14 protein-coding genes are annotated in these 19,022 nt (G+C 57.0%); 7 read left to right on the top strand and 7 right to left on the bottom strand.

All coding sequences use genetic code 11. The annotated features are described in order from the left end of the window. Nucleotides 1–99 precede the first annotated feature (99 nt). The gene (locus H1Y61_RS18475; RefSeq protein ID WP_180574987.1) at nucleotides 100–2,133 is read right to left on the bottom strand and encodes an HWE histidine kinase domain-containing protein; all 2,034 of its coding nucleotides are present in this window, start codon (nucleotides 2,131–2,133) and stop codon (nucleotides 100–102) included. A 369-nt stretch (nucleotides 2,134–2,502) separates the two neighbouring features. On the opposite strand from H1Y61_RS18475, the gene H1Y61_RS18470 reads away from it, so the two are divergent. Both H1Y61_RS18470 and H1Y61_RS18465 read left to right on the top strand, forming a co-directional pair. Further along, entirely contained in the window at nucleotides 2,503–3,609 is a 1,107-nt protein-coding gene (locus H1Y61_RS18470; RefSeq protein WP_174112521.1) for a PAS domain-containing protein, read from the top strand. A gap of 14 nt (nucleotides 3,610–3,623) precedes the next feature. Then, nucleotides 3,624–4,037 (top strand): response regulator, encoded by a 414-nt coding sequence (locus H1Y61_RS18465; RefSeq protein ID WP_174112522.1) that lies wholly within the window; start codon nucleotides 3,624–3,626, stop codon nucleotides 4,035–4,037. Nucleotides 4,038–4,130: 93 nt separating this feature from the next. On the opposite strand, the gene H1Y61_RS18460 is transcribed toward H1Y61_RS18465, so the two are convergent. Then, nucleotides 4,131–4,295 carry a hypothetical protein gene (locus H1Y61_RS18460; protein WP_180574986.1) on the bottom strand — a complete coding sequence of 55 codons (165 nt, stop codon included), beginning with the start codon at nucleotides 4,293–4,295 and terminating at the stop codon, nucleotides 4,131–4,133. A gap of 238 nt (nucleotides 4,296–4,533) precedes the next feature. Continuing rightward, nucleotides 4,534–5,577 carry a ribosome small subunit-dependent GTPase A gene (gene rsgA, locus H1Y61_RS18455; RefSeq protein ID WP_235680934.1) on the bottom strand — a complete coding sequence of 348 codons (1,044 nt, stop codon included), beginning with the start codon at nucleotides 5,575–5,577 and terminating at the stop codon, nucleotides 4,534–4,536. A 449-nt stretch (nucleotides 5,578–6,026) separates the two neighbouring features. Between rsgA and H1Y61_RS18450 the strand changes: the two genes are divergently transcribed. After that, entirely contained in the window at nucleotides 6,027–8,963 is a 2,937-nt protein-coding gene (locus tag H1Y61_RS18450) for a PAS domain-containing protein (RefSeq protein WP_180575200.1), read from the top strand. An 86-nt stretch (nucleotides 8,964–9,049) separates the two neighbouring features. Next, complete coding sequence (locus H1Y61_RS18445; protein WP_235680933.1) at nucleotides 9,050–9,943, top strand: NAD-dependent epimerase/dehydratase family protein; 894 nt, start codon at nucleotides 9,050–9,052, stop codon at nucleotides 9,941–9,943. A 253-nt stretch (nucleotides 9,944–10,196) separates the two neighbouring features. Here H1Y61_RS18445 and H1Y61_RS18440 read toward each other — a convergent pair whose 3' ends face one another. The 4 genes from H1Y61_RS18440 to H1Y61_RS18425 all read right to left on the bottom strand — a co-directional run bounded on the left by H1Y61_RS18440 (nucleotide 10,197) and on the right by H1Y61_RS18425 (nucleotide 14,777). Further along, nucleotides 10,197–11,318 carry an NAD(P)/FAD-dependent oxidoreductase gene (locus H1Y61_RS18440; RefSeq protein WP_180574985.1) on the bottom strand — a complete coding sequence of 374 codons (1,122 nt, stop codon included), beginning with the start codon at nucleotides 11,316–11,318 and terminating at the stop codon, nucleotides 10,197–10,199. Nucleotides 11,319–11,358: 40 nt separating this feature from the next. Continuing rightward, the gene (locus tag H1Y61_RS18435; RefSeq protein ID WP_180574984.1) at nucleotides 11,359–12,363 is read right to left on the bottom strand and encodes a Gfo/Idh/MocA family protein; all 1,005 of its coding nucleotides are present in this window, start codon (nucleotides 12,361–12,363) and stop codon (nucleotides 11,359–11,361) included. Between the two features lie 26 nt (nucleotides 12,364–12,389). Further along, a complete protein-coding gene (locus H1Y61_RS27025) occupies nucleotides 12,390–13,913 on the bottom strand; it encodes an amino acid ABC transporter permease/ATP-binding protein (protein WP_180574983.1) in 1,524 nt (507 codons plus the stop codon). 78 nt (nucleotides 13,914–13,991) lie between these two features. Further along, complete coding sequence (locus H1Y61_RS18425) at nucleotides 13,992–14,777, bottom strand: ABC transporter substrate-binding protein (protein WP_235680959.1); 786 nt, start codon at nucleotides 14,775–14,777, stop codon at nucleotides 13,992–13,994. Nucleotides 14,778–15,059: 282 nt separating this feature from the next. Here H1Y61_RS18425 and H1Y61_RS18420 point away from each other — a divergent pair, with 282 nt between their 5' ends. The 3 genes from H1Y61_RS18420 to H1Y61_RS18410 all read left to right on the top strand — a co-directional run bounded on the left by H1Y61_RS18420 (nucleotide 15,060) and on the right by H1Y61_RS18410 (nucleotide 18,843). Next, nucleotides 15,060–16,130 carry a LacI family DNA-binding transcriptional regulator gene (locus H1Y61_RS18420; protein WP_180574981.1) on the top strand — a complete coding sequence of 357 codons (1,071 nt, stop codon included), beginning with the start codon at nucleotides 15,060–15,062 and terminating at the stop codon, nucleotides 16,128–16,130. A 278-nt stretch (nucleotides 16,131–16,408) separates the two neighbouring features. Further along, nucleotides 16,409–18,370 carry a methyl-accepting chemotaxis protein gene (locus H1Y61_RS18415; protein ID WP_180574980.1) on the top strand — a complete coding sequence of 654 codons (1,962 nt, stop codon included), beginning with the start codon at nucleotides 16,409–16,411 and terminating at the stop codon, nucleotides 18,368–18,370. After that, nucleotides 18,370–18,843 (top strand): chemotaxis protein CheW, encoded by a 474-nt coding sequence (locus tag H1Y61_RS18410; RefSeq protein WP_012653898.1) that lies wholly within the window; start codon nucleotides 18,370–18,372, stop codon nucleotides 18,841–18,843. Before H1Y61_RS18415 ends, H1Y61_RS18410 begins: the two co-directional genes overlap by 1 nt. Nucleotides 18,844–19,022 lie beyond the last annotated feature (179 nt).

The following is a 19,022-nucleotide window of genomic DNA, read 5'->3' as shown; positions in this document are numbered from 1 at the left end:
CGTTTTGGGGATGGGAATGTCTGGGGATTTGTTCCCGTTTCCGCTGAAAACACAAACGATGGCAAGAGCCTCTCAAGTTCCATCTGAACAAGACAAACTCTAGTCTCCGGTTTCCTGGATTGTCGTGAGCGGTGCATGGAATGTGGCCGTCAGGCCGGAGGGCCTATAGTCCTTATGGGCATTGCCTGTTCCGGCCAGTCCCATGCGGATCAGGCGCGAGCCGAAGCCCTTGCGGGTCGGTTCGCTCACCGTCGGCCCGCCGATTTCCGTCCATGTCATCGACAGGGTTGGAATGGCGTCATTGTCAGCGATCCACCATTTGACGGAAACGCGGCCGCTAGCGTTGGAAAGCGCACCGTATTTGACGGCATTGGTCGCCAGTTCATGCAGCAGAAGCGATAGCGAGAGCCCGGCCTTCGGGCCAAGCGCCAGATCGGGGCCGTCTACACAAATACGGTCGCCGTCGGCATGCAATGCCAACACCTTCTCGATCACATCGCGCATTTTTGCCGCTGACCAGTTTTGCCGCAGCAGAACGTCATGGGCGGCGCCCAGGGCATGAAGACGCGCCAGGAAGGCGTTGACGGCTTCCTTTTCCGAGACGTCCTTCAATGTTTGCCCGGCAATGGCCTGGACCATGGCCAGCGTATTTTTCAGCCGATGGCTCAGTTCGTGGTTGAGAAGTTCCTGTTCTTCCTCTGCCTGAACCTTGGCAAGGGCTGCATAGGTTCTGTCGGCAATGCCGCGCGTAAAGTCCAGTTCGTCCTGGCTCCATGTCCGGGGCTTATCGTCATGGGCAAAGAGAATACCGACGAGGTTTCCGCCTTTGAGGATCGGTACCTTGATGAACGACGAAACCCCGATGGAGGCATAGGCATCCCTTTCAGTGGTCAGCCATTCGCTTGAGGCGACATTGGGGATCGACAATGTCTCCCCCTTGCCCAGGCGTTCAACTGTTTCTGAAAATCTCTTGAGAGAATGGCGCCCCGCCAGCGAGACAGTGCCCTGGGATGTCCAGTCGAAGGCAACTGCAAAGCTATTGTCTGTCCGATCCACCACGGCATAGCCTGCGCGGGCAACACCGAGGCCGTCCGACAGGATGGCGGCGGCGCTCCGGGTGATCTCTTCCACAGTGCTGGCGGCGCGAAGTTCGTCTCCCAGCTTTAACAATGCAGCCTTTTTCGCTTCTTTCAGTTTGGCATCGGTGGTGTCGAAGACCACGCCGACCATGCGGGTGATCTCGCCTGCTTCATTGTGAACGAAGCGCGCCCGCCGCGAAATCCAGCGCAATTCATCATCGTCGGCACGGATGATCCGATAATCCACGTCAGGGCTGGCCGAACCGTCTCGCCGGGTGACCGGATTTGAGCGCAGGCCACGATCGTCCTCATGCACCAGATCCTCAATCGCCGAAGCCGGATAGGACGTCTGTACCGGAATGCCGAAGACCCGGCAGAACTCGCTGGAAACTGTCATGGTATTGGTGGCGATGTCCAATTCGAACGTGCCGACCCGACCGGCAGCCTGGGCGCTTCGCGAGCGCTCGTCCTGTTGTTCCATGGCCGTGACGCGCGCCAGCCTGCGCTCGCTCAACCGGCGCTGTACCTCGGCCTCACGCGCTTTTTCCTTCAGCGCCTTTCGTAATTCCAGCTGCACCATCACCTGTCGGGCCAGAACCTTCAACGTGTCCTGCTGAAGTTCATCCAGTTGCTTGGGTTCAAAACCCAGTACGCAGACGGTGCCGATGGGCAAATTATCGGCGGTTTTCAGGACGGCTCCTGCGTAAAACCGCAGATGGGGTTCGCCGGTGACGAGTGGATTGCAATTGAACCGGCTATCCTTGCTGGCATCCGGTATCATCAGGAAATCATCTTCCAGGATAGCCTTGGCGCAGAAGGAACTGTCGAACGGTGTCTCGCGCACGCCAAGGCCGACTTCCGCCTTGAAGAATTGTTTTCTGTCATCAATCAGGTTGACGACGGCAATCGGTGTTGCGCAGATCCGAGAGGCGAGGGCGGCAATATCGTCAAAATCCTTCTCGCGCGGCGTGTCAAGCACGTCATAGGCCCTGAGCGCCTCAAGGCGCCGTCTCTCCCGCTGCTCGGCCTGGTCGTCGTTTAATAATTGGCGCATGGATCTTGTTCTGTCGTGCCGGCTCAAATTCTGGACCGGGCGGGATTTGCCGAGAGGGTTGCATTTTTTAGAGTGAAGATGCGCTTGCACCTTCGTTACCGAGAAATTCTTGTCCATTTCATCCGGGGGGACAAAGCAGGATGTGAATATGCGGAGAGGGTAAACTTTCCATGACGTTTGCCCGCTGGGCTGGAGATTCACTGATTTATAAGGGCATTATCTGGGCATTTTTTATAGAATTTGCAAGATTGGAAATGCAGGTCCTGTTGCGGTGCTTTCTGCGATGTCAGGACATCAATTTTATTTTTAACAGATGGAACATATAGGATTTCTTCTCGTTTCGCGTTCCTAACGACAACAGGAAGTTTTATGACCGACAGCTCAGCTAGACGCGGTGCCGAGGCCGCCGGGCGCAGACTTCTGGCAGAGCATGCATCGGAAGATCCATTTGCCGCCGCCTTCAAGGCGACCCGCATGCCGATGATCATTACCGATCCCAGGCAGGCCGACAATCCGATCATCTTTGCCAATCATGCGTTTTGCGAGCTGACGGGCTATGCTTCTGACGATCTGATCGGCAGAAATTGTCGCTTCCTGCAAGGCCCTGACAGCGACCCCAAAGCGGTGTTGCAGATCCGCAAGGCTATAGAGGCCGAGCGGGACGTCTCTGTCAATATTCTCAACTATCGTAAGGACGGCACGACGTTCTGGAACGCGTTGTTCATCAGCCCGGTGCGCGATAGTGCGGGTGAAGTGATTTATTTCTTTGCCTCGCAACTCGATTTTACCGATGTGAAAAGCAAGGAAGTGCAGCTGGCCTCGGCAAAATCGCAGGCGGAAGCAGCCGTTGCCCAGCGTACGCAGGATCTTGTCGATGCTCTGGAGGCAAAAACCACGCTCGTCCATGAGGTCGATCACCGCGTCAAGAACAATCTCCTGACGATTGCCTCCATCGTCAAGTTGCAGGCGAGGATGACCAAGGACGACACGGTGCGCCATACCTTGCGCTCTGTGCTTAATCGCGTCGAAGCGCTGAGCACGGTACAGCGAAAGCTGTTTACCTCGAGCGATGTCGGGCGTTTCGATGTCGCGGATTTTGCCCGCGAACTGGTGATTGACATTGTCAATGCGCTGAAACGGGGCGATATCAATATCACCATGGATCTTTCTCCGGTCTTCGTTCCCGCCGTGAAAGCGTCGCCTCTGGCGCTGATCGTCAATGAGCTGATCGGCGATGCGGTGCGTCGTGGCTTGAGCGATGGCGGCGGCGAAATCCACCTGACCGTCAACCAGCCGAACGGTCATTTCGTCATCGAAGTGCGCGATACCGCTGATCCGGTGCCGGTCAATAGCGAGGATGACGACTTCGGACGCCTGATGCTGGAAACCTGCATTCGGCAGGTTGATGCCAAACTTGAACGCAAGACTGAGGGCCGCCAGACCATCGTGCGGGTCACCCTGATGGTTGATAGCTGATCTGGAGCATAAAATTGGAAATCATGATCGTCGAAGACGAGACCCTGCTTGCGCTCGAACTTGAAGCGGAAGTGGAGGCAGCTGGCCACACTGTCGTCGGACAGGCGATGAGCCGTGCTGAGGCTATTGAAATCATCGACCGGGAAAAACCGGACTTCGCCTTTGTCGATGTTCATCTTCTCGATGGACCAACCGGGATCGAGGTTGGGCGGCATTTGACTGAGCGGGGTATTCCCTATGTTTTCGTCACCGGCAATCTTCGGCGGATACCGCCGGATTTCGTCGGTGCGGTGGGCGCTATTGAAAAGCCCTATACCATGAATGGCTTGCAGAACGCCCTGGATTATATCGGCAAGCGGCTGCGGGGCGAGGCTAACGTGCAGGCCCCGCCAAGTCTGGTGATGGCGCCGGAGACCCAGCACGGTTGATGGCATCGACCTCAAATCCGCGTCGCGGGCTTGAGGTCGCCAGGCCAAATGCCAATGTCATATTGCCAGCGTCGTGGTGACACCTGGCTGGTATCAGACGCTGACGCGACGGCCTTCCTTATCGGCATTCTTGCGGTCGGCGCCGTGTTTTTCGATGATGCTGCGGGCATCCTCGACCGATATCCGGTGCTTCTTGGCAAAGGAAACAGGCTCGTAAGGCTTTTGCGCGGTCGTTTCGTTGGTTTTCTTCTCAGCCATGATGGGTGTCCGATCTTGCTTGCTCCGGCGCAGCGCCAGAGTGTGGGTTGAAATCTGTGACATTCTGAAGAGGGAGAATGTGGGCGTCTGGACCGAGAGACCGGCAGTGTGGCGGTCATGGTCGGTATTTTACCCCGATGGGCTGTATATGGCGATGAATGTCGCGAACTTCAATGCTGAGATTAGTCTAAGCGGGCCAATAGACCATTTCTGCATTTCCCGGTACCGCGGAAATGGCTTATTTTCCTTTGCGCGGGATTTTATTGCCACGTGGCCCGGTTGTCACCGGCGTCCTCTTGCGGCTTTCCGTCAGCAGGATACGCCAGCGATCCAGGCGTTCAGGTGCCAGTTTGCCCTTGGCAATGGCCGCCTGCACGGCGCAGCCGGGCTCATGGGCATGGGTGCAGTCGCGAAAACGGCATTGCGGCGCAAGATCGGTAATTTCGCTGAACAAGGTATCGAGCCCATCCGTCACGTCGCTGACATAGAGCGTACGAATTCCCGGCGTGTCGATGACCCAGCCGCCACCGCTGATGGCATGCAGAGATCGCGCCGTCGTTGTATGACGTCCCTTGGCATCATGCTCGCGGATGCCGCCAGTTTTCTGGGGCAGGCCCGTTTCCGAACCGGTTCCCGTTTCGAAATCGGCCCCCGTTTTAAAACCGGCTAATGTGTTGACCAGCGTCGATTTTCCAACCCCCGACGAGCCGACAAGGGCGACTGTCTCGCCGATGCCGCACCAGGGCGCAAGCGCTGCTGCGGCATCCGGGGCGCGAGCATTGACCGTGACCACGGGCAGGTCGCGTTGCAGCCCTGCTGCCTCATCGACGAACCTTTGAGCATCGTCAACCGTATCGGCCTTGGTCAAAACCAGTACCGGATGGGCGCCGGACTGGTTGGCCATGACCAGATAGCGCTCCAGCCGGGCCGGATTGAAATCGGCATTGCAGGACGTGACGATAAACAGCGTATCGACATTGGCCGCAGCAAGCTGTTGGCCGTTGCGGCCTTCCGTGCGCCGCTGCAACACGGTCTTGCGCTCCAGCCTGCGGACGAATTCCCCGGTTGCCGGATTGGCAAGCACCCAGTCTCCCACCGCGAAATCGGCGGTATTGCTGTGTGGAGGCAGTCCGAGATCACCGTGTCCGCCAGCATGGATCGCTTCGACCCGGGCGCGGTGAACGGAGGCGATACGCCAAGGCGTCAGTGTCGATTCATCCGGGCCGATCTGGTCTGCAAAAAACTCCGACCAGCCGAGCGTTGCAAGCAAGGGGGCGGTCAAAATGCGACACCGCAGCGGGCTGGAGCGATCATCTTGCTTGCTTTCTATCAACGAGTGCCGGGCTATCAACGTTCTCTGACGACTACATAAGGCGATGTCGGACGCGGGGGAAGAGCAAAAAAAATGCCTGAAAATTCTAAGGCAAAAATTCCCTGAAACCGAAGCAAGTTTTGCGGTAAAATACCATGGCTGACAGCAAAATTTCCTCCTCCTTTACGACAGATGAGAAAAGCCTGAACAGGCGGGACGACATTGATTGACAGAGGTAGTTTAGCATGTCACGAAATCCTATGATCAGTCGCCCCCTGCGTAACGTTTCGCTCACCCCCGAACTCGAGGGTTTCATTCATGCCAGCCTTGCGTCCGGCGCCTATGCCAACGCAAACGACATGGTGTGCGCAGCTCTTGACGGACTGCGCAACGCGGCCTCGCCCATAGGCGGGCAAGATATGGGCATGCAAGACGTGGAATGGCCAAAAGGTGGCGGCAATTGCGGCGATCTGATCCGGGGGCGGGATTGGCGCAATTCCAGTCTCGGGTCGGTGTGTTCGTGGTCGGGAGAGTTGCGGGCAACGGTCGCCAATGTGGTCAATTCACCGGTTGCGACTGTATTGATGTGGGGAAAAGACCACATCATGATTTATAACGATGCCTATAGTGTCATTGCTGCGGATCGCCACCCGATAGCGCTCGGCATGCCTGTTGCCACCGCCTTCCCGGAAGTCTGGGATTGGAACCGTGGTATTCTGGAGGCTGGTTTCAGGGGCGAAACGGTGGTGTATCGGGATCAGCCGATTGTGCTGAATCGCCGGTCGGGACCGGAAAGACTGTTTCTCGATCTTTTCTATACTCCGGTTTACGATGCCGACGCCAAGGTCGGTGGCGTGATGTGTACGATTGTCGATAACAGCGCGCGTCTGTCGGTAGAGAGGCGGCTGGCTGAGCGCGAGGCGGAGTTGAGGCGGGTTACGGATGCCGTGCCCATGTTGATTTCCTATGTTGACCGGGATCACATCTATCGTTTCGTCAATGCCACCTATCAAGACTGGTTCGGCATTGCGCCTGAGCGGGTGGTTGGGCGTCATGTGCGCGAACTGCTTGGCGATTTGTCCTATGCCAACCGCCGCTCCTCTATTGAGCGTGGCCTTGCGGGTGAAAGCTTTACCTCGCAAGCCACCCTCCTGCGCAACGGCGCGGAGCATCGTCTGGAAATCCGCTATATCCCGCATGTTGAGGCGGATGGCTCGATCCCGGGGGTTCATATCCTGTGCATCGATATGCAGGAGCATGCGCGGCGCGAAGCGGCCCTGATCATCAGCAATCGCCGGTTCCGCACCGCCATGGACGCCGTTCACGGGGTGTTGTGGACCAATGGCCGCGATGGCCGGATGGAGGGAGAACAGGCCGGCTGGTCGGCGTTGACCGGCCAGTCCATGGCGGAATACCAGGGCTATGGTTGGTCCGATGCCGTCCATCCGGACGATGTTACCGCCACCATTGGCGCCTGGCGGGCGGCGGTTGACAGTAAAACTATGTTTATCCATGAGCACCGTGTCCTGAGGGCCGATGGCGTCTGGCGCCAGTTTGCCATCCGGGCGCTGCCGCTTCTGGATAATGCGGGTGAAATCATCGAATGGGTCGGCGTTCACACCGATATCACCCACCAGCGCGCCGCCGAAGAGACATTGCGACAGCAGGCAGAGACCTTGGCGCGGCAGATGCGTTACCGCGAGCAGGCGGAAGAGCAATTGCGCCATCTGAATGAGACGCTGGAAGCGCGTGTTGTTGCGGAAATTGCCGAACGGCGGCAAGCCGAGGCCAAGCTGGCGCAGGCGCAGAAAATGGAAACGGTTGGTAAGCTGACCGGCGGTGTCGCCCATGATTTCAACAATCTGTTGCAGGTAATTTCCGGCAATCTGCAACTGTTGTCGAAAGATGTGGCGGGCAATGAGCGTGCTGAAACCCGGGTAGCCAATGCCATGGCCGGAGTGTCGCGCGGCTCAAAACTTGCCAGCCAGTTGCTGGCCTTTGGCCGGCGTCAGGCGCTGGAGCCGAAGGTCGTCAATATCAGCCGCTTTATCCAGGCTATGGATGACATGCTGCGGCGCGCCGTCGGTGAGGCGATCAAGCTCGAAACAGTGTTTCCAGGAGAGTTGTGGAATACGTTCATCGATCCGGCACAGATCGAAAACGCGCTTCTCAATCTGGCCATCAATGCCCGCGATGCCATGGATGGGGTCGGCATGCTGACCATCGAGCTTGCCAATGTGCATCTGGATGACGATTACGCCATGGCGCATGACGAGGTCATCGCCGGTCAATATGTCATGCTGGCCGTCAGCGATACCGGGTCGGGAATCGCGCCTGAGATCATCGACAAGGTATTCGAACCGTTTTTCTCGACCAAGGCGGAAGGTAAGGGCTCCGGCCTTGGCCTGTCGATGGTCTATGGCTTTGTCAAACAATCGGGCGGCCATGTGAAGATCTATTCGGAGATTGGCCAGGGAACGACAATCCGGCTTTATCTGCCGCGCGCCATGCAGGCCGAAGACGTGGAAATTGCCGTCGATACCGGGCCGATCACCGGAGGCAGCGAGACCGTGCTGGTGGTGGAGGACGACGAGGCTGTTCGCGACACGGTCGTGGCGCTCTTGTCGGATCTTGGCTACCGGGTATTGAAGGCCGTCGATGCCAGCAGTGCGCTGAGCGTGATCGAAAGCGGTATTCCCATCGACATCCTGTTTACCGATGTCATCATGCCGGGTACCCTGAAAAGCCCTGAACTGGCCCGCAAGGCCCGCGAACGCCTGCCCAATATCGCCGTGCTGTTCACATCAGGCTATACCGAGAATTCCATCGTGCATGGCGGCAAACTGGATGCGGGCGTAGAGCTTTTGTCCAAGCCTTATACGAAAGAGGCGCTGGCGCGAAAATTTCGGCATGTTCTGGCCAATCAGCGTCAACGGCTGACAGGCCGGATCACTGATCCGAAACCGGCTGTGGCTGCACCTGACATAACCGCGCCGCTGACGGTCCTATTGGTTGAGGATGATGCGCTGATCCGGATGGATACGGCGGAAATTCTTCAGGATGCCGGTTTTGTGGTGATCGATGTCGGCAGCGCGGAACAGGCAATGGCCGCGCTTGAAACCCTGGCGATTGACGTGCTGGTGACAGATGTTAACCTGCCGGGCATGTCGGGTCGGGACCTTGCCGCAAGAACAAGGCAGATCCGGCCAGCGGCAGGCATTGTCTTTGCCACGGGTGATGCGTCTTGCGTGCGCGATGAAGCGGATGCTCGTGTGCTCACCAAGCCCTATGGGGCCGAGCAACTGGTCTCCACGGTTCATCTGGCCTGCATTGCCGCGCCGGCGACGAGCGCATAAACGTGTGCGCCGAAAACGCCGGGAGATCGTTGTCCTGACACATCTGTGTGGAACACATCCGCGTCCGAAAATAAGGGAGAGAGATTATGAACAAGCGTATCGTCTTTACGGGCGGCACCGGCAAGGCTGGACGCCATGCCGTTCCGCATCTGCTAGCCAAGGGATATTCGATCCTCAACCTTGATCTGAAGCCGCTCGACTGCCCTGGCGTCAATACGCTGATCACCGATATCACCGATAGCGGCCAGGTGTTCAACGCGCTGACGACGCATTTCGGTTTTGATGGATACGACCACGGCGCGCCGCCATCTGCGCCCGACGCCGTCGTGCATTTCGCTGCCATTCCCCGGGTGATGATCGAGCCTGACAATTCTACCTTTTCGGCCAATGTCGTCGGCACTTATAATGTCATCGAGGCGGCCATGAAGCTTGGCGTGCGCAAGGTGATTATTGCGTCGAGCGAAACCACCTATGGCGTCTGTTTTGCCGAAGGCGACAAGGATTTCCATAGCTTTCCGCTTGACGAAGACTATGACAGCGACCCGATGGACAGCTACGGGCTGTCCAAGGTGGTCAATGAAAAGACCGCCCGGGCTTTTGCCATGCGTTACAAGGCCGATATCTATGCGCTGCGGATTGGCAATGTGATCGAGCCGCATGACTATGCCAATTTCCCTGGCTATCTCGACAACCCAATGTCGCGCAAGCGCAATGCCTGGAGCTATATCGACGCCCGCGACCTCGGCGAAATCGTCCATTTGTGCATCGAAAAGGACGGCCTCGGTTTCCAGGTGTTCAATGCCGTCAACGACACGATCACCGCCGATCTGCCGACTCGTGAATTTCTCGCCAAATATTGCCCCGACACGCCGGTTCTACGGGAGATGGGTGAGAATGAGGCACCGATTTCCAACCGAAAGGCCCGCGAGATGCTCGGCTTCAAGGAAGCGCATCCCTGGCGCAAATATGTGACGCGCTGACAGTCTATCCAATAATCGCCGCTGACCGTCTGCAAATGGCGATTTCTGCGCTTGCCTGCTTGATTCGCATTTCCAAACGGAAAACCGCTTCGCACTTTTCCTGGAATGCTTGTCCTCACGTACATTAAGTACGCTGCGTTCTGGTTCTCGAAATCACCATTTTCGCCAGGCCAACAGCAATTCTTGAACAGACTGTAAGACAATCAGCCAAAGACATCCGCCGCCGGTTTGGACCGGCGGCGTGACGTTCGCGTCAGGCGAAGCGCTCAGGCCGGAACGTGGCCAGCATCGGATGGCGTTCGCCACTGGCGATTTCATAGGCGAGAAGTTCGCCGACAATCAGGCCCAGCGTTGCGCCGCTATGGCTGAAGGCAACAAAGTAGCCGGGAATGGCCGCCAATTCGCCAAGGACCGGTTCACCGTCGCCGGGAATGGGTTTGCGGCCGACGCCATAGCTGGCCAGTTCGAGCTTCGGATTGCCTTCCAGCACCTTGGAGGCCTCCGCCAGCAGACCATCAAGAGTTTCCTGCTTCACCTGATAGCTGCCATCGGATAAAGTGCCGACTTCTTCCTCGGACCATGCCGAATCCAGTGCGAACGTGTTGTTCGGGCCGGGACGAATAGCGATGCGGGGGCTGTTCAGCACGGCTGTCAAGGGAAGGCCGAGAGGCTTGGTGGTGACCAACAGCGAAATCGGTGTGCCGTCGTCAATTTTCTGGCCTGCATCAGCGGCCATTTTGGGAACAGACGGTCCCGTTGCCACTAGGACCGCATCAGCAGGATAGGTCGCACCGTTTGCTGCGCGAGCACCAACGGCGCGACCGTTTTCAATTATCACGCTGGCCGCCCCGGCATCTGTGACGAGCGTGCCACCGCGCTCCTTAAATTCATCGACGAGAATTTTGATCAGGGCAGGCAAATCCACCCAACCCTCGGCCGCGTTGAAAATAGCGCCCTGTGGTGTGACCGCGTCCGCATCGACGCCAGGCGTCACAGCCTTGACCTCGTCTGCGGCCAGATGAACGGCATCATAGGCGAGCCTGACCTCATGGTCATAGGCGGCATCAATCTCATTGCTGGCGTCGTCGGCGTCCCAGGTCAGTCCACCCTTGAAGGACAGCCAATCGGCCCCTGGAAAGCGCTCAGCAAGTGTGCGGTAACGATCAATGCCCGCCATGCGCAGGCGGTGGTAGGGATCTGAGCGCATCCGCGATGAGTTAAGCCAGGACAAGGACCGTCCGGACGCGCCATTTCCAACCGGTCCGTCATTGATCAGGGTGACATTGACGCCCTTGCGGACAAGCTGCACCGCCGTGGACGTTCCAAAAATGCCGCCGCCGATAATGACAGCGCTTGATATCTTGTTTTTCGACATGGTTTTCTCTCAGTCTTCAATCGTCAGGATTTAAATTGGTTCAGGGCTTTTCCCAGCCATTGCTTGCCTTTGAGCGGAAAAACGCATCGATGACCTTCATATTGGCCACGGCATCGCCTAGCCCGGATGACAAAGGCTCGCCCGCCAGCACCGCACGGGCAAAAGCATCGCATTGCAGGCCATATTGATTGGCAGCGCTAATCTCGATCACTTCACAGCCGCCACCGGTCAGGTCACGGCCATCATCAATTGTGATGGTGGTGGGCGCATCGGTTGGTGCATTGAAGGGAATGGCAATTTCGATGCGGCCTTTGGTGCCGAGCACCGTGACCTTCTGGCAAAGGGAAAGCTGGGTTGCGCAAGTAAACGTGAGGTGGCGACCCGCTGAAAATTCCGCCAGGCCGCTCATCATCCTGTCTGTCTGGAATGTCTCATCCTGATCAAACAGGCCAATCACACGCTCCGGCTCACCATCAAACACAAAGCGGGCAGTGTTGATGGCGTAGCAGCCGACATCATAAAGTCCGCCGCCACCAATATCTTTCTGGTTTCGCACATTGGCGGGATCATCGAGATAATAGGAGAAGATCGTCTGGATGCTCCGCACCTCGCCAATCCGCCCAGCGTTCACCAGATCGCGCACCTTCAGCCATTGCGGATGGTGGCGCACCATGAAGGCCTCTGCCACCAGCACACCGGAAGCGCTGGAAGCTGAAGCAATCTGCTCTGCTTCCTCTGCCGTCAGGGCAATCGGCTTTTCACACAGCACCGGCTTGCCGTGCCGGATGGCAGCCAGCGTCATCGGCATATGCAGGTGGTTGGGCAGCGGATTATAGATGGCATCAATATCGGGATCGCGTAGCAATTCCTCATAGCTGCCATAGGCTTTGGCAATGCCAAGGTCTGCCGCCACACTCTGCGCTCTAGCCAATGAGCGCGAAGCAATCGCCGCAACAACACCGGTTTCTCCCGCTTGAATGGCCGGGATAACGGCCTTGAGGGCAATATTGGCGGCTCCCAGCACGCCCCATCTGAGCTTTTTCATGCTTGTTTCTGCCTTCTATTTATCACTTACAAAACCTCCGCCAAAAAGTGCTTCAACCGCGCACTTTGGGGATGGTCAAAAATGGCCTCGGGTGAACCGGCTTCCACCACCTTGCCCTCATCCATAAAGATCACCTGATCGGCGACGCGGCGGGCAAAGCCCATTTCGTGGGTCACGACCACCATGGTCATGCCCCGCTCGCCCAGATCGGCCATCAGGTTCAGCACGCCTTTCACCAATTCGGGATCAAGCGCCGACGTGACTTCATCAAACAGGATGACCTCCGGCTCCATCGCCAGCGCCCGGGCAATGGCCACCCGCTGCTGTTGACCGCCAGAGAGGCCGCCGGGGCGGTGATGTTTGCGGCTTTCCAGCCCAACATCGCGCAATCGTGCCAGCGCAATCCGTTCGGCTTCCTGCCGCGACATGCCTTTGATCTTGGTCAGCGACAGCATCACGTTGTCGAGCGCCGAGTGATCGGGAAACAGGTTGAAATGCTGGAACACCATGCCAACCTTGCGGCGCAGTTTTTCCGGTTTCATCGCCAGAATGCTGCTGCCGTCAAGCAGAACATCGCCGCCTTTTGGTTCCACCAGCCGGTTAAGGCAGCGCAGCAGCGTCGATTTACCAGAGCCGGATGGGCCAATAATGCAGGTAACCGTGCCGGGTTTAACGGTAAGATCAACGCCCTTCAGCACATCCAGCGTGCCATAGGCCATGGTCAGCTCGCGCACATCCAGACTGCCACCTGTAAAGGTGATCTCCTTGACAGGCGCATTTGCACCATCCACCGCCTTCTCCAACTCGCTCACTTCAGCAAGACCGCTGATGGCTTCGGCAGCTGGCTTTTTCCCAAGCCGCAGCCGGGTATCGATGGTGTTGACCAGATGGGTCAGCGGCACGGTAATGACCAGATAGAATATGCCCGCCAACAACAGCGGCGAGAGATTGCCCGTGACAACAGCCTGATCCTGCCCAACGCGGAAAATTTCGCGCTCGGATGCCAAAAGACCGAGAAAATAAACGAGACTGGAATCCTTCACATTGCCGATGAACTGATTGACCAGTGCCGGCAACACCCGGCGCACGCCCTGTGGCACAATAATAAGCCGCATGCCCTGACCATAGCTCATGCTCAACGCCCGGCAGGCCTCCAACTGGCCCCGATCGACACTTTGAATGCCGGAACGAAAAATTTCGCCAATATAGGCACCGGCAATCAGGCTCAGCGCCAGAATACCAAGCGGATAGGGCGATGGTCCCCAGATTTCGCGGGCAATGCGGGCAAAACCCTGGCCGATCAACAAAATCGTCACAATCGCAGGCAGACCGCGAAAAATATCCGTATAAAGCCGCGCCGGAATGCGCAGCCACGGCGAGCGCGAAATACCCATAATGGCGAGGATCATGCCAATCACCACGCCAATCACGGTGGAGGCGAAGGCGAGGATAAGGGTATTTTTCAAGCCGACCGTAATCATGGCAGGCAGCACTTCGGCCATCGCGTCCCAGTCGAGAAAACTGCGACGCAGTGTTTCAAGCCATTCCATTCAAAAGTCCTTCCCAGTGTTGATCATGTGCCTGTAACCACCCGGCTGGCGCTCATGGCCAACCGGGTGAAGCCACATTCAGGGCTTGGGAAGATATTCGGCAGGCATCGGCGAGCCGGGGAACCATTTTTCGTAGAGCTTCTTCCAGGTTCCGTCCTGCATGGCGGCGTGCAGGCCCTTGTTGAAGGCCTCGCGCAGCCCATCATTGCCCTTGCGGATCACAAAACCGGCAGGCGCATCGAAGCTTGGAATGTTGACGGCAATTTTCAGTGCCTTGAAACGATCCGTATAGTCCTTGGCGGCCTCATAATCGAGGAAATGGGCATCGACTGTCCCATTGTTCAGGGCCGAGACGGCGGAATTATTGTCGGGGAATTTGACGAGATCGGTGTCTTTGAAATTCTTGGTCGCATAGATTTCCTGCAACGTGCCCTGTACCACGCCCAACCGCTTGCCTTTCAGGCCGGCGGCATCGGTAATTTTCGTGTCCGGCGTCAGCACCGAGAGATAACCGGCCAGATAACCATCCGAAAAATCGACGGTTTTCTTGCGGGCCTCGGTGGTGCCAATGGCCGCCACGGCCACATCGAAACGGCCATTGGCCACGGATGGCATCAGGGCCGAAAATTCCTGACCGGTAAAGACAACCTGATCTTTCTTGAAGCCCATGCGTTCCGCGACATTGAGAAAGAGTTCAATGTCGAAGCCGGTGAACTGGCCATCGGAAGTGATGAATGTATAGGGCTTGGAATCGCCCATGGTGCCGACGCTAATGACCTTTGGGTCAATCAGCCCGTAAGGATTGTCAGCTGCAACGGCCTGCTGCGCCATCAATCCGGCACAGGCGAGCGCCGCCGCGATCATTGCGCCACGCGCCTTCTGTGAAATTGCTTTGGTTATGTTCATTGTCGTTGTTCTCCGCTCTGGTGATTATTTTATATGCCGCGCTGTCCTTGTGAGGGTGTGCACGGTTTCCCATCCGGATGAATGGCGGCAACCACCCATCCGGCAAATGCTTGTCGCATGCCGTTTTCTTGTTATTGAACATGAGACCGGTCTCTATTTCAAAGAGACCGGTCTCTTTTGGTTTGACAATTGTTATATTCGCATTGACCGTCCGTCAATATCCCTTATAGAGCTAATGTCATGGAACAGCCGCCGATCAGGAAGTCATCCGCCACCGTTGCCGACGTGGCCAGAGCCGCAGGCGTTTCTAAGGCCACTGCCGCGCGCGTATTGGGCGGCTATGGCACCGTCAGCGACAAGGTGCGGATGCTGGTTCTGGAGGCTGCGGCCACATTGGACTACCGACCCAATGAGCTGGCCCGTAGCATGACAACGGGCCGCTCCGGCACCATTGGTGTTGTGGTCGGGGATATTGAAAATCCGTTTTTCAGCTCCGCCGTGCGTGGCATTGCCGATGTGGCCCGGATGGCAGGTTATACTGTTATCCTCACCAATTCCGGCGAAGATGTTGCGGCGGAGAAGGCTGCGGTCAGGGCGTTGCTGGCAAAACGGGTCGATGGGCTGATTATCTCGGCTGCAAGCACGCTGGATTTCGAGCACTTGCAGGAGATCCGGCAATCGGGCTGTCCCCTCGTGCTGCTTGATCGCGCCCTTCCGGCGCTGGGTGTTGACACGGTGACGACGGATGACCGTGAGGCGGCTCAACAGGCGACAGAAATCCTTATTCGCAATGGCCACCGTGAGATCGCTTATATCACGGCTTGCGATACGGCTGATCACCGAATGAAAAGCCTTGACGACCTTCATACAGCATCGGTCCGGCATCGTGTTGAAGGTTTTATCGCTGTTTGCACTGCCGCAGGACTGCCATCGCCGCTGGAGGCCGTGCGTCTCGGGGCGAATGGCCGGGAAAAATGTGAGGCGCTGGCGCTTGATCTGCTGCAATCGGCGCACCGGCCAAGTGCCATCATCGCCTCGGATAGTCTGATCGCTTTGGAGGTCTTCAAGGTCGCCCGGCATCTCGGTCTATCGATCCCGCGGGATCTTTCGCTGATCGCCTTTCATGATGCCGACTGGACTGCTGTGACCTCTCCACCGATCACCGTTATCCGCCAGCCGGTTTATCATATGGGAAAAACCGTAGCAGCCCATTTGATGGAAAGAATAAAAGGCGCAAACCACCCAGCTCGGCATGTCATTCTGACGACCGAGCTTATCGAGCGCAGCTCCATTGCATCAAGGCCGTCTTGATTTTTTGATTTATATATTTGTAGTTCAATATTTTTATCGCATTTTTCTGCAAAATTAAAAAAAGAAATACATTTTATTTCAGGTTTTTATTGGCTTCAAAAAATTCGAAATTCATGTATTTCCCGATCAACGAGTAGAAATAATGTAGTACACTATTTCGATAACAGATACGTCTCAATTTTATACATAAATCATTAAGTATAGGAAAAATTGCCCAGGAACCAGATCGGTCATGGCGAATTATCGCGCCAGAAACGAAACAAAACTGGATTTTTGCGATGAAAAACCTGCCAATCATTGGTAAATTCTTAACTATAATGGCGCTGTTCGGTGTGTTTGCACTGGGCGTTGCGGGCTATGCTGGAACGCGCATTATGGATATCGACACATCCTATAGCGACCTCATATCTCAGGATACTGCCGCTGCGACAGCGATATCGCGCGCCAACCGGGCCTTGCAGGGTGCACGCTCGGCAATCGCGGAACTGACGATCGCTCGCTCCGACAAAGAGAAAGCCGCTTCTCAGCAGGACCTTCAGTCCTCGCGAGCCGCTTTCGTAAAATTCATGGATATTGCCATTGCTGCGGTTCCCCAGCGCCGTGATGTTGCCGATGCCAAGACGGAAAGTCTGCGCATCATCGACAATACTTGTGCCAATACCATTGCTCTTGGCAATGCCAGCAATTCGCCAGAGGGCGTGGCGCTCGCGCAAGCCGCCTTTATCAATGAGTGTCAGGCGGCGTTTCGCGTTATTACACCAAAAACCGTGCAATTGGTGGATGATTTGAACAATGCCACCGATCAGAAAAGTGATGCATTATCCGTGAGCTCAAGCCATGCCGCTATGGTCACGGTGGCCAGCATCGTAGCCGGTCTGGCACTCGTCCTGACCATCGGCTTCTTCGCAATCCGCTCGTGGCTTGTCCTGCCGATCCGTAAGGTTGCGGCAACGATGGAAACTCTGGCCGGTGGCGATCTCTCTGTGGATGTTGCGGGAACCGAGCGCCGTGACGAAGTTGGCGGGATGGCCAAGGCCGTGCAAGTGTTCAAAGATAACGGCCTGCGTGCCCGGGAACTGGAACGGGAAGCAGAAAGCGTGCGCAATTCCAGCGAGGCGGAACGGGCTCGTGTTGCAGAAATGGACCGCAAGCGTGCGGAAGAAATGGCAGAGGCGACGTCTGGCCTCGCCGATGGCCTGAAGCGACTGTCGAATGGCGATCTCGGCTTCCGTTTGAGCCAGCCGTTCGCCACCGAGTTCGAAGCGCTTCGCAATGACTTCAATGCTGCCGTTGCACAATTGTCCGATACGCTGGGTGCGGTTGCTAATGCCACCAGCTCTATCGATAGCGGTTCGCGGGAAATCAGCCAGGCTGCCGAAGATCTGTCGAAGCGCACCGAACAGCAGGCCGCATCGCTGGAAGAAACCGCCGCCGCCCTCGACCAGATCACCACCAATGTCGCCAATTCCTCCAAGCGCGCCGAAGAAGCCCGGCATGTGGCGATCGAGGCCAACCAGTCGGCCCGCGAATCCGGCATTGTCGTCTCCAACGCTGTCGATGCCATGCAGCGGATCGAGCAATCGTCCAACCAGATTTCCAATATCATCGGCGTCATCGACGAAATTGCTTTCCAGACCAATCTTCTCGCTTTGAATGCGGGCGTGGAAGCAGCGCGCGCCGGGGAGGCTGGTAAGGGCTTTGCGGTCGTCGCCCAGGAAGTGCGCGAACTTGCCCAGCGCTCTGCCGGTGCCGCCAAGGAAATCAAAGAGTTGATCCGCAATTCTGCCGGTGAAGTCAGCAATGGTGTGACACTGGTGCGGGCGACCGGAGAGGCACTCAAGGCCATCGAAGCGCACGTCGTTACCATCAACAGCCAGCTTGATGCCATTGCTCTGTCGTCACGCGAACAATCGGTCGGCCTTGCCGAAGTCAACACCGCCGTCAACCAGATGGACCAGGTGACCCAGCAGAATGCCGCCATGGTCGAGCAATCGACGGCAGCCAGCTCTTCGTTGGCATCGGAAGCGGGCCGGTTGCGTCAATTGATTTCGCAATTCCACCTCGACGGGTCCCAGACCATGCCTGCCTCTTCGGCTGCTGGCTGGACATCCAAAAAGCCGGCTGCTGCGCATGAACAGCACCGCCCGGTTGCGTCTCCGGCCCGGCGGATGGTGGGGCAGGTGGCCCGCGCCATGGGTCTCCAGACAGCGGCCAAGGCCTATAACTGGGAGGAATTTTGATGCGGACGGCCTCGACCAGCCAGGCGGATGCGCTTGAAATCCTAGCCTTCAGGCTGCATGGACAGGAATTCTGCGTCAAGACTACGTCCATCCGCGAAATTCGCGGCTGGGCACCGGCCACATCCTTGCCGCATGCCCCTGCTGAGGTCATCGGGGTGATAAACCTGCGCGGCACGGTCATTCCCATCGTCGATCTCGCGGTCAAATTGGGAATGCAGGGCATGGTGGCCAATGAGCGCAGCGCCATCATCGTTGCGGAAGTGGACAGTGCGGTCGTCGGCCTGCTTGTCGATGCCGTGTCCGACATCTTGACGGTTCCCGCGGACAGCCTGCAACCCGTGCCGCAAGCCACCAGCACCGGAACAGATTTTTCCGATGGCATCATTGTGCAGGGCGCGAGCATGATCTGTTTTCTCAATCTCGAACGGATGTTTGCCCACAGCAATTGCAGCGATTGGGGAATTGCCGCTTGATTGCCCGAAATGTGTAGCAGGTCCAAAGCCCGGAAGTCTCTTCCGGGCTTTGGCGTTTTCACGCCATTGCCGTTTTCGCAAAATTTGGAATGAGGTCCTCGATAAACCCGTCTTTTCAAAGATGTGATTGGCTTGTCTTTATCCCGTAAGACAGTTTGATTAGCGAGTGCTATGAAGCC

It is taken from the genome of Agrobacterium vitis (assembly GCF_013426735.1).
GTDB classification, from domain to species: Bacteria; Pseudomonadota; Alphaproteobacteria; order Rhizobiales; family Rhizobiaceae; genus Allorhizobium; species Allorhizobium vitis_D.
The sequence above is the reverse complement of the archived record's forward strand: the minus strand, read 5'-3'. Positions and strand labels throughout refer to the sequence as shown.

Excerpts from the sequence above, each read along its gene's own strand:
- H1Y61_RS18475 (WP_180574987.1), bottom strand. The coding sequence starts at position 2,133 with ATGCGCCAATTATTAAACGACGACCAGGCCGAGCAGCGGGAGAGACGG.
- H1Y61_RS18470 (WP_174112521.1), top strand. The coding sequence starts at position 2,503 with ATGACCGACAGCTCAGCTAGACGCGGTGCCGAGGCCGCCGGGCGCAGA.
- H1Y61_RS18460 (WP_180574986.1), bottom strand. The coding sequence starts at position 4,295 with ATGGCTGAGAAGAAAACCAACGAAACGACCGCGCAAAAGCCTTACGAG.
- H1Y61_RS18450 (WP_180575200.1), top strand. The coding sequence starts at position 6,027 with ATGGGCATGCAAGACGTGGAATGGCCAAAAGGTGGCGGCAATTGCGGC.
- H1Y61_RS18445 (WP_235680933.1), top strand. The coding sequence starts at position 9,050 with ATGAACAAGCGTATCGTCTTTACGGGCGGCACCGGCAAGGCTGGACGC.
- H1Y61_RS18440 (WP_180574985.1), bottom strand. The coding sequence starts at position 11,318 with ATGTCGAAAAACAAGATATCAAGCGCTGTCATTATCGGCGGCGGCATT.
- H1Y61_RS18435 (WP_180574984.1), bottom strand. The coding sequence starts at position 12,363 with ATGAAAAAGCTCAGATGGGGCGTGCTGGGAGCCGCCAATATTGCCCTC.
- H1Y61_RS27025 (WP_180574983.1), bottom strand. The coding sequence starts at position 13,913 with ATGGAATGGCTTGAAACACTGCGTCGCAGTTTTCTCGACTGGGACGCG.
- H1Y61_RS18425 (WP_235680959.1), bottom strand. The coding sequence starts at position 14,777 with ATGATCGCGGCGGCGCTCGCCTGTGCCGGATTGATGGCGCAGCAGGCC.
- H1Y61_RS18420 (WP_180574981.1), top strand. The coding sequence starts at position 15,060 with ATGGAACAGCCGCCGATCAGGAAGTCATCCGCCACCGTTGCCGACGTG.
- H1Y61_RS18415 (WP_180574980.1), top strand. The coding sequence starts at position 16,409 with ATGAAAAACCTGCCAATCATTGGTAAATTCTTAACTATAATGGCGCTG.
- H1Y61_RS18410 (WP_012653898.1), top strand. The coding sequence starts at position 18,370 with ATGCGGACGGCCTCGACCAGCCAGGCGGATGCGCTTGAAATCCTAGCC.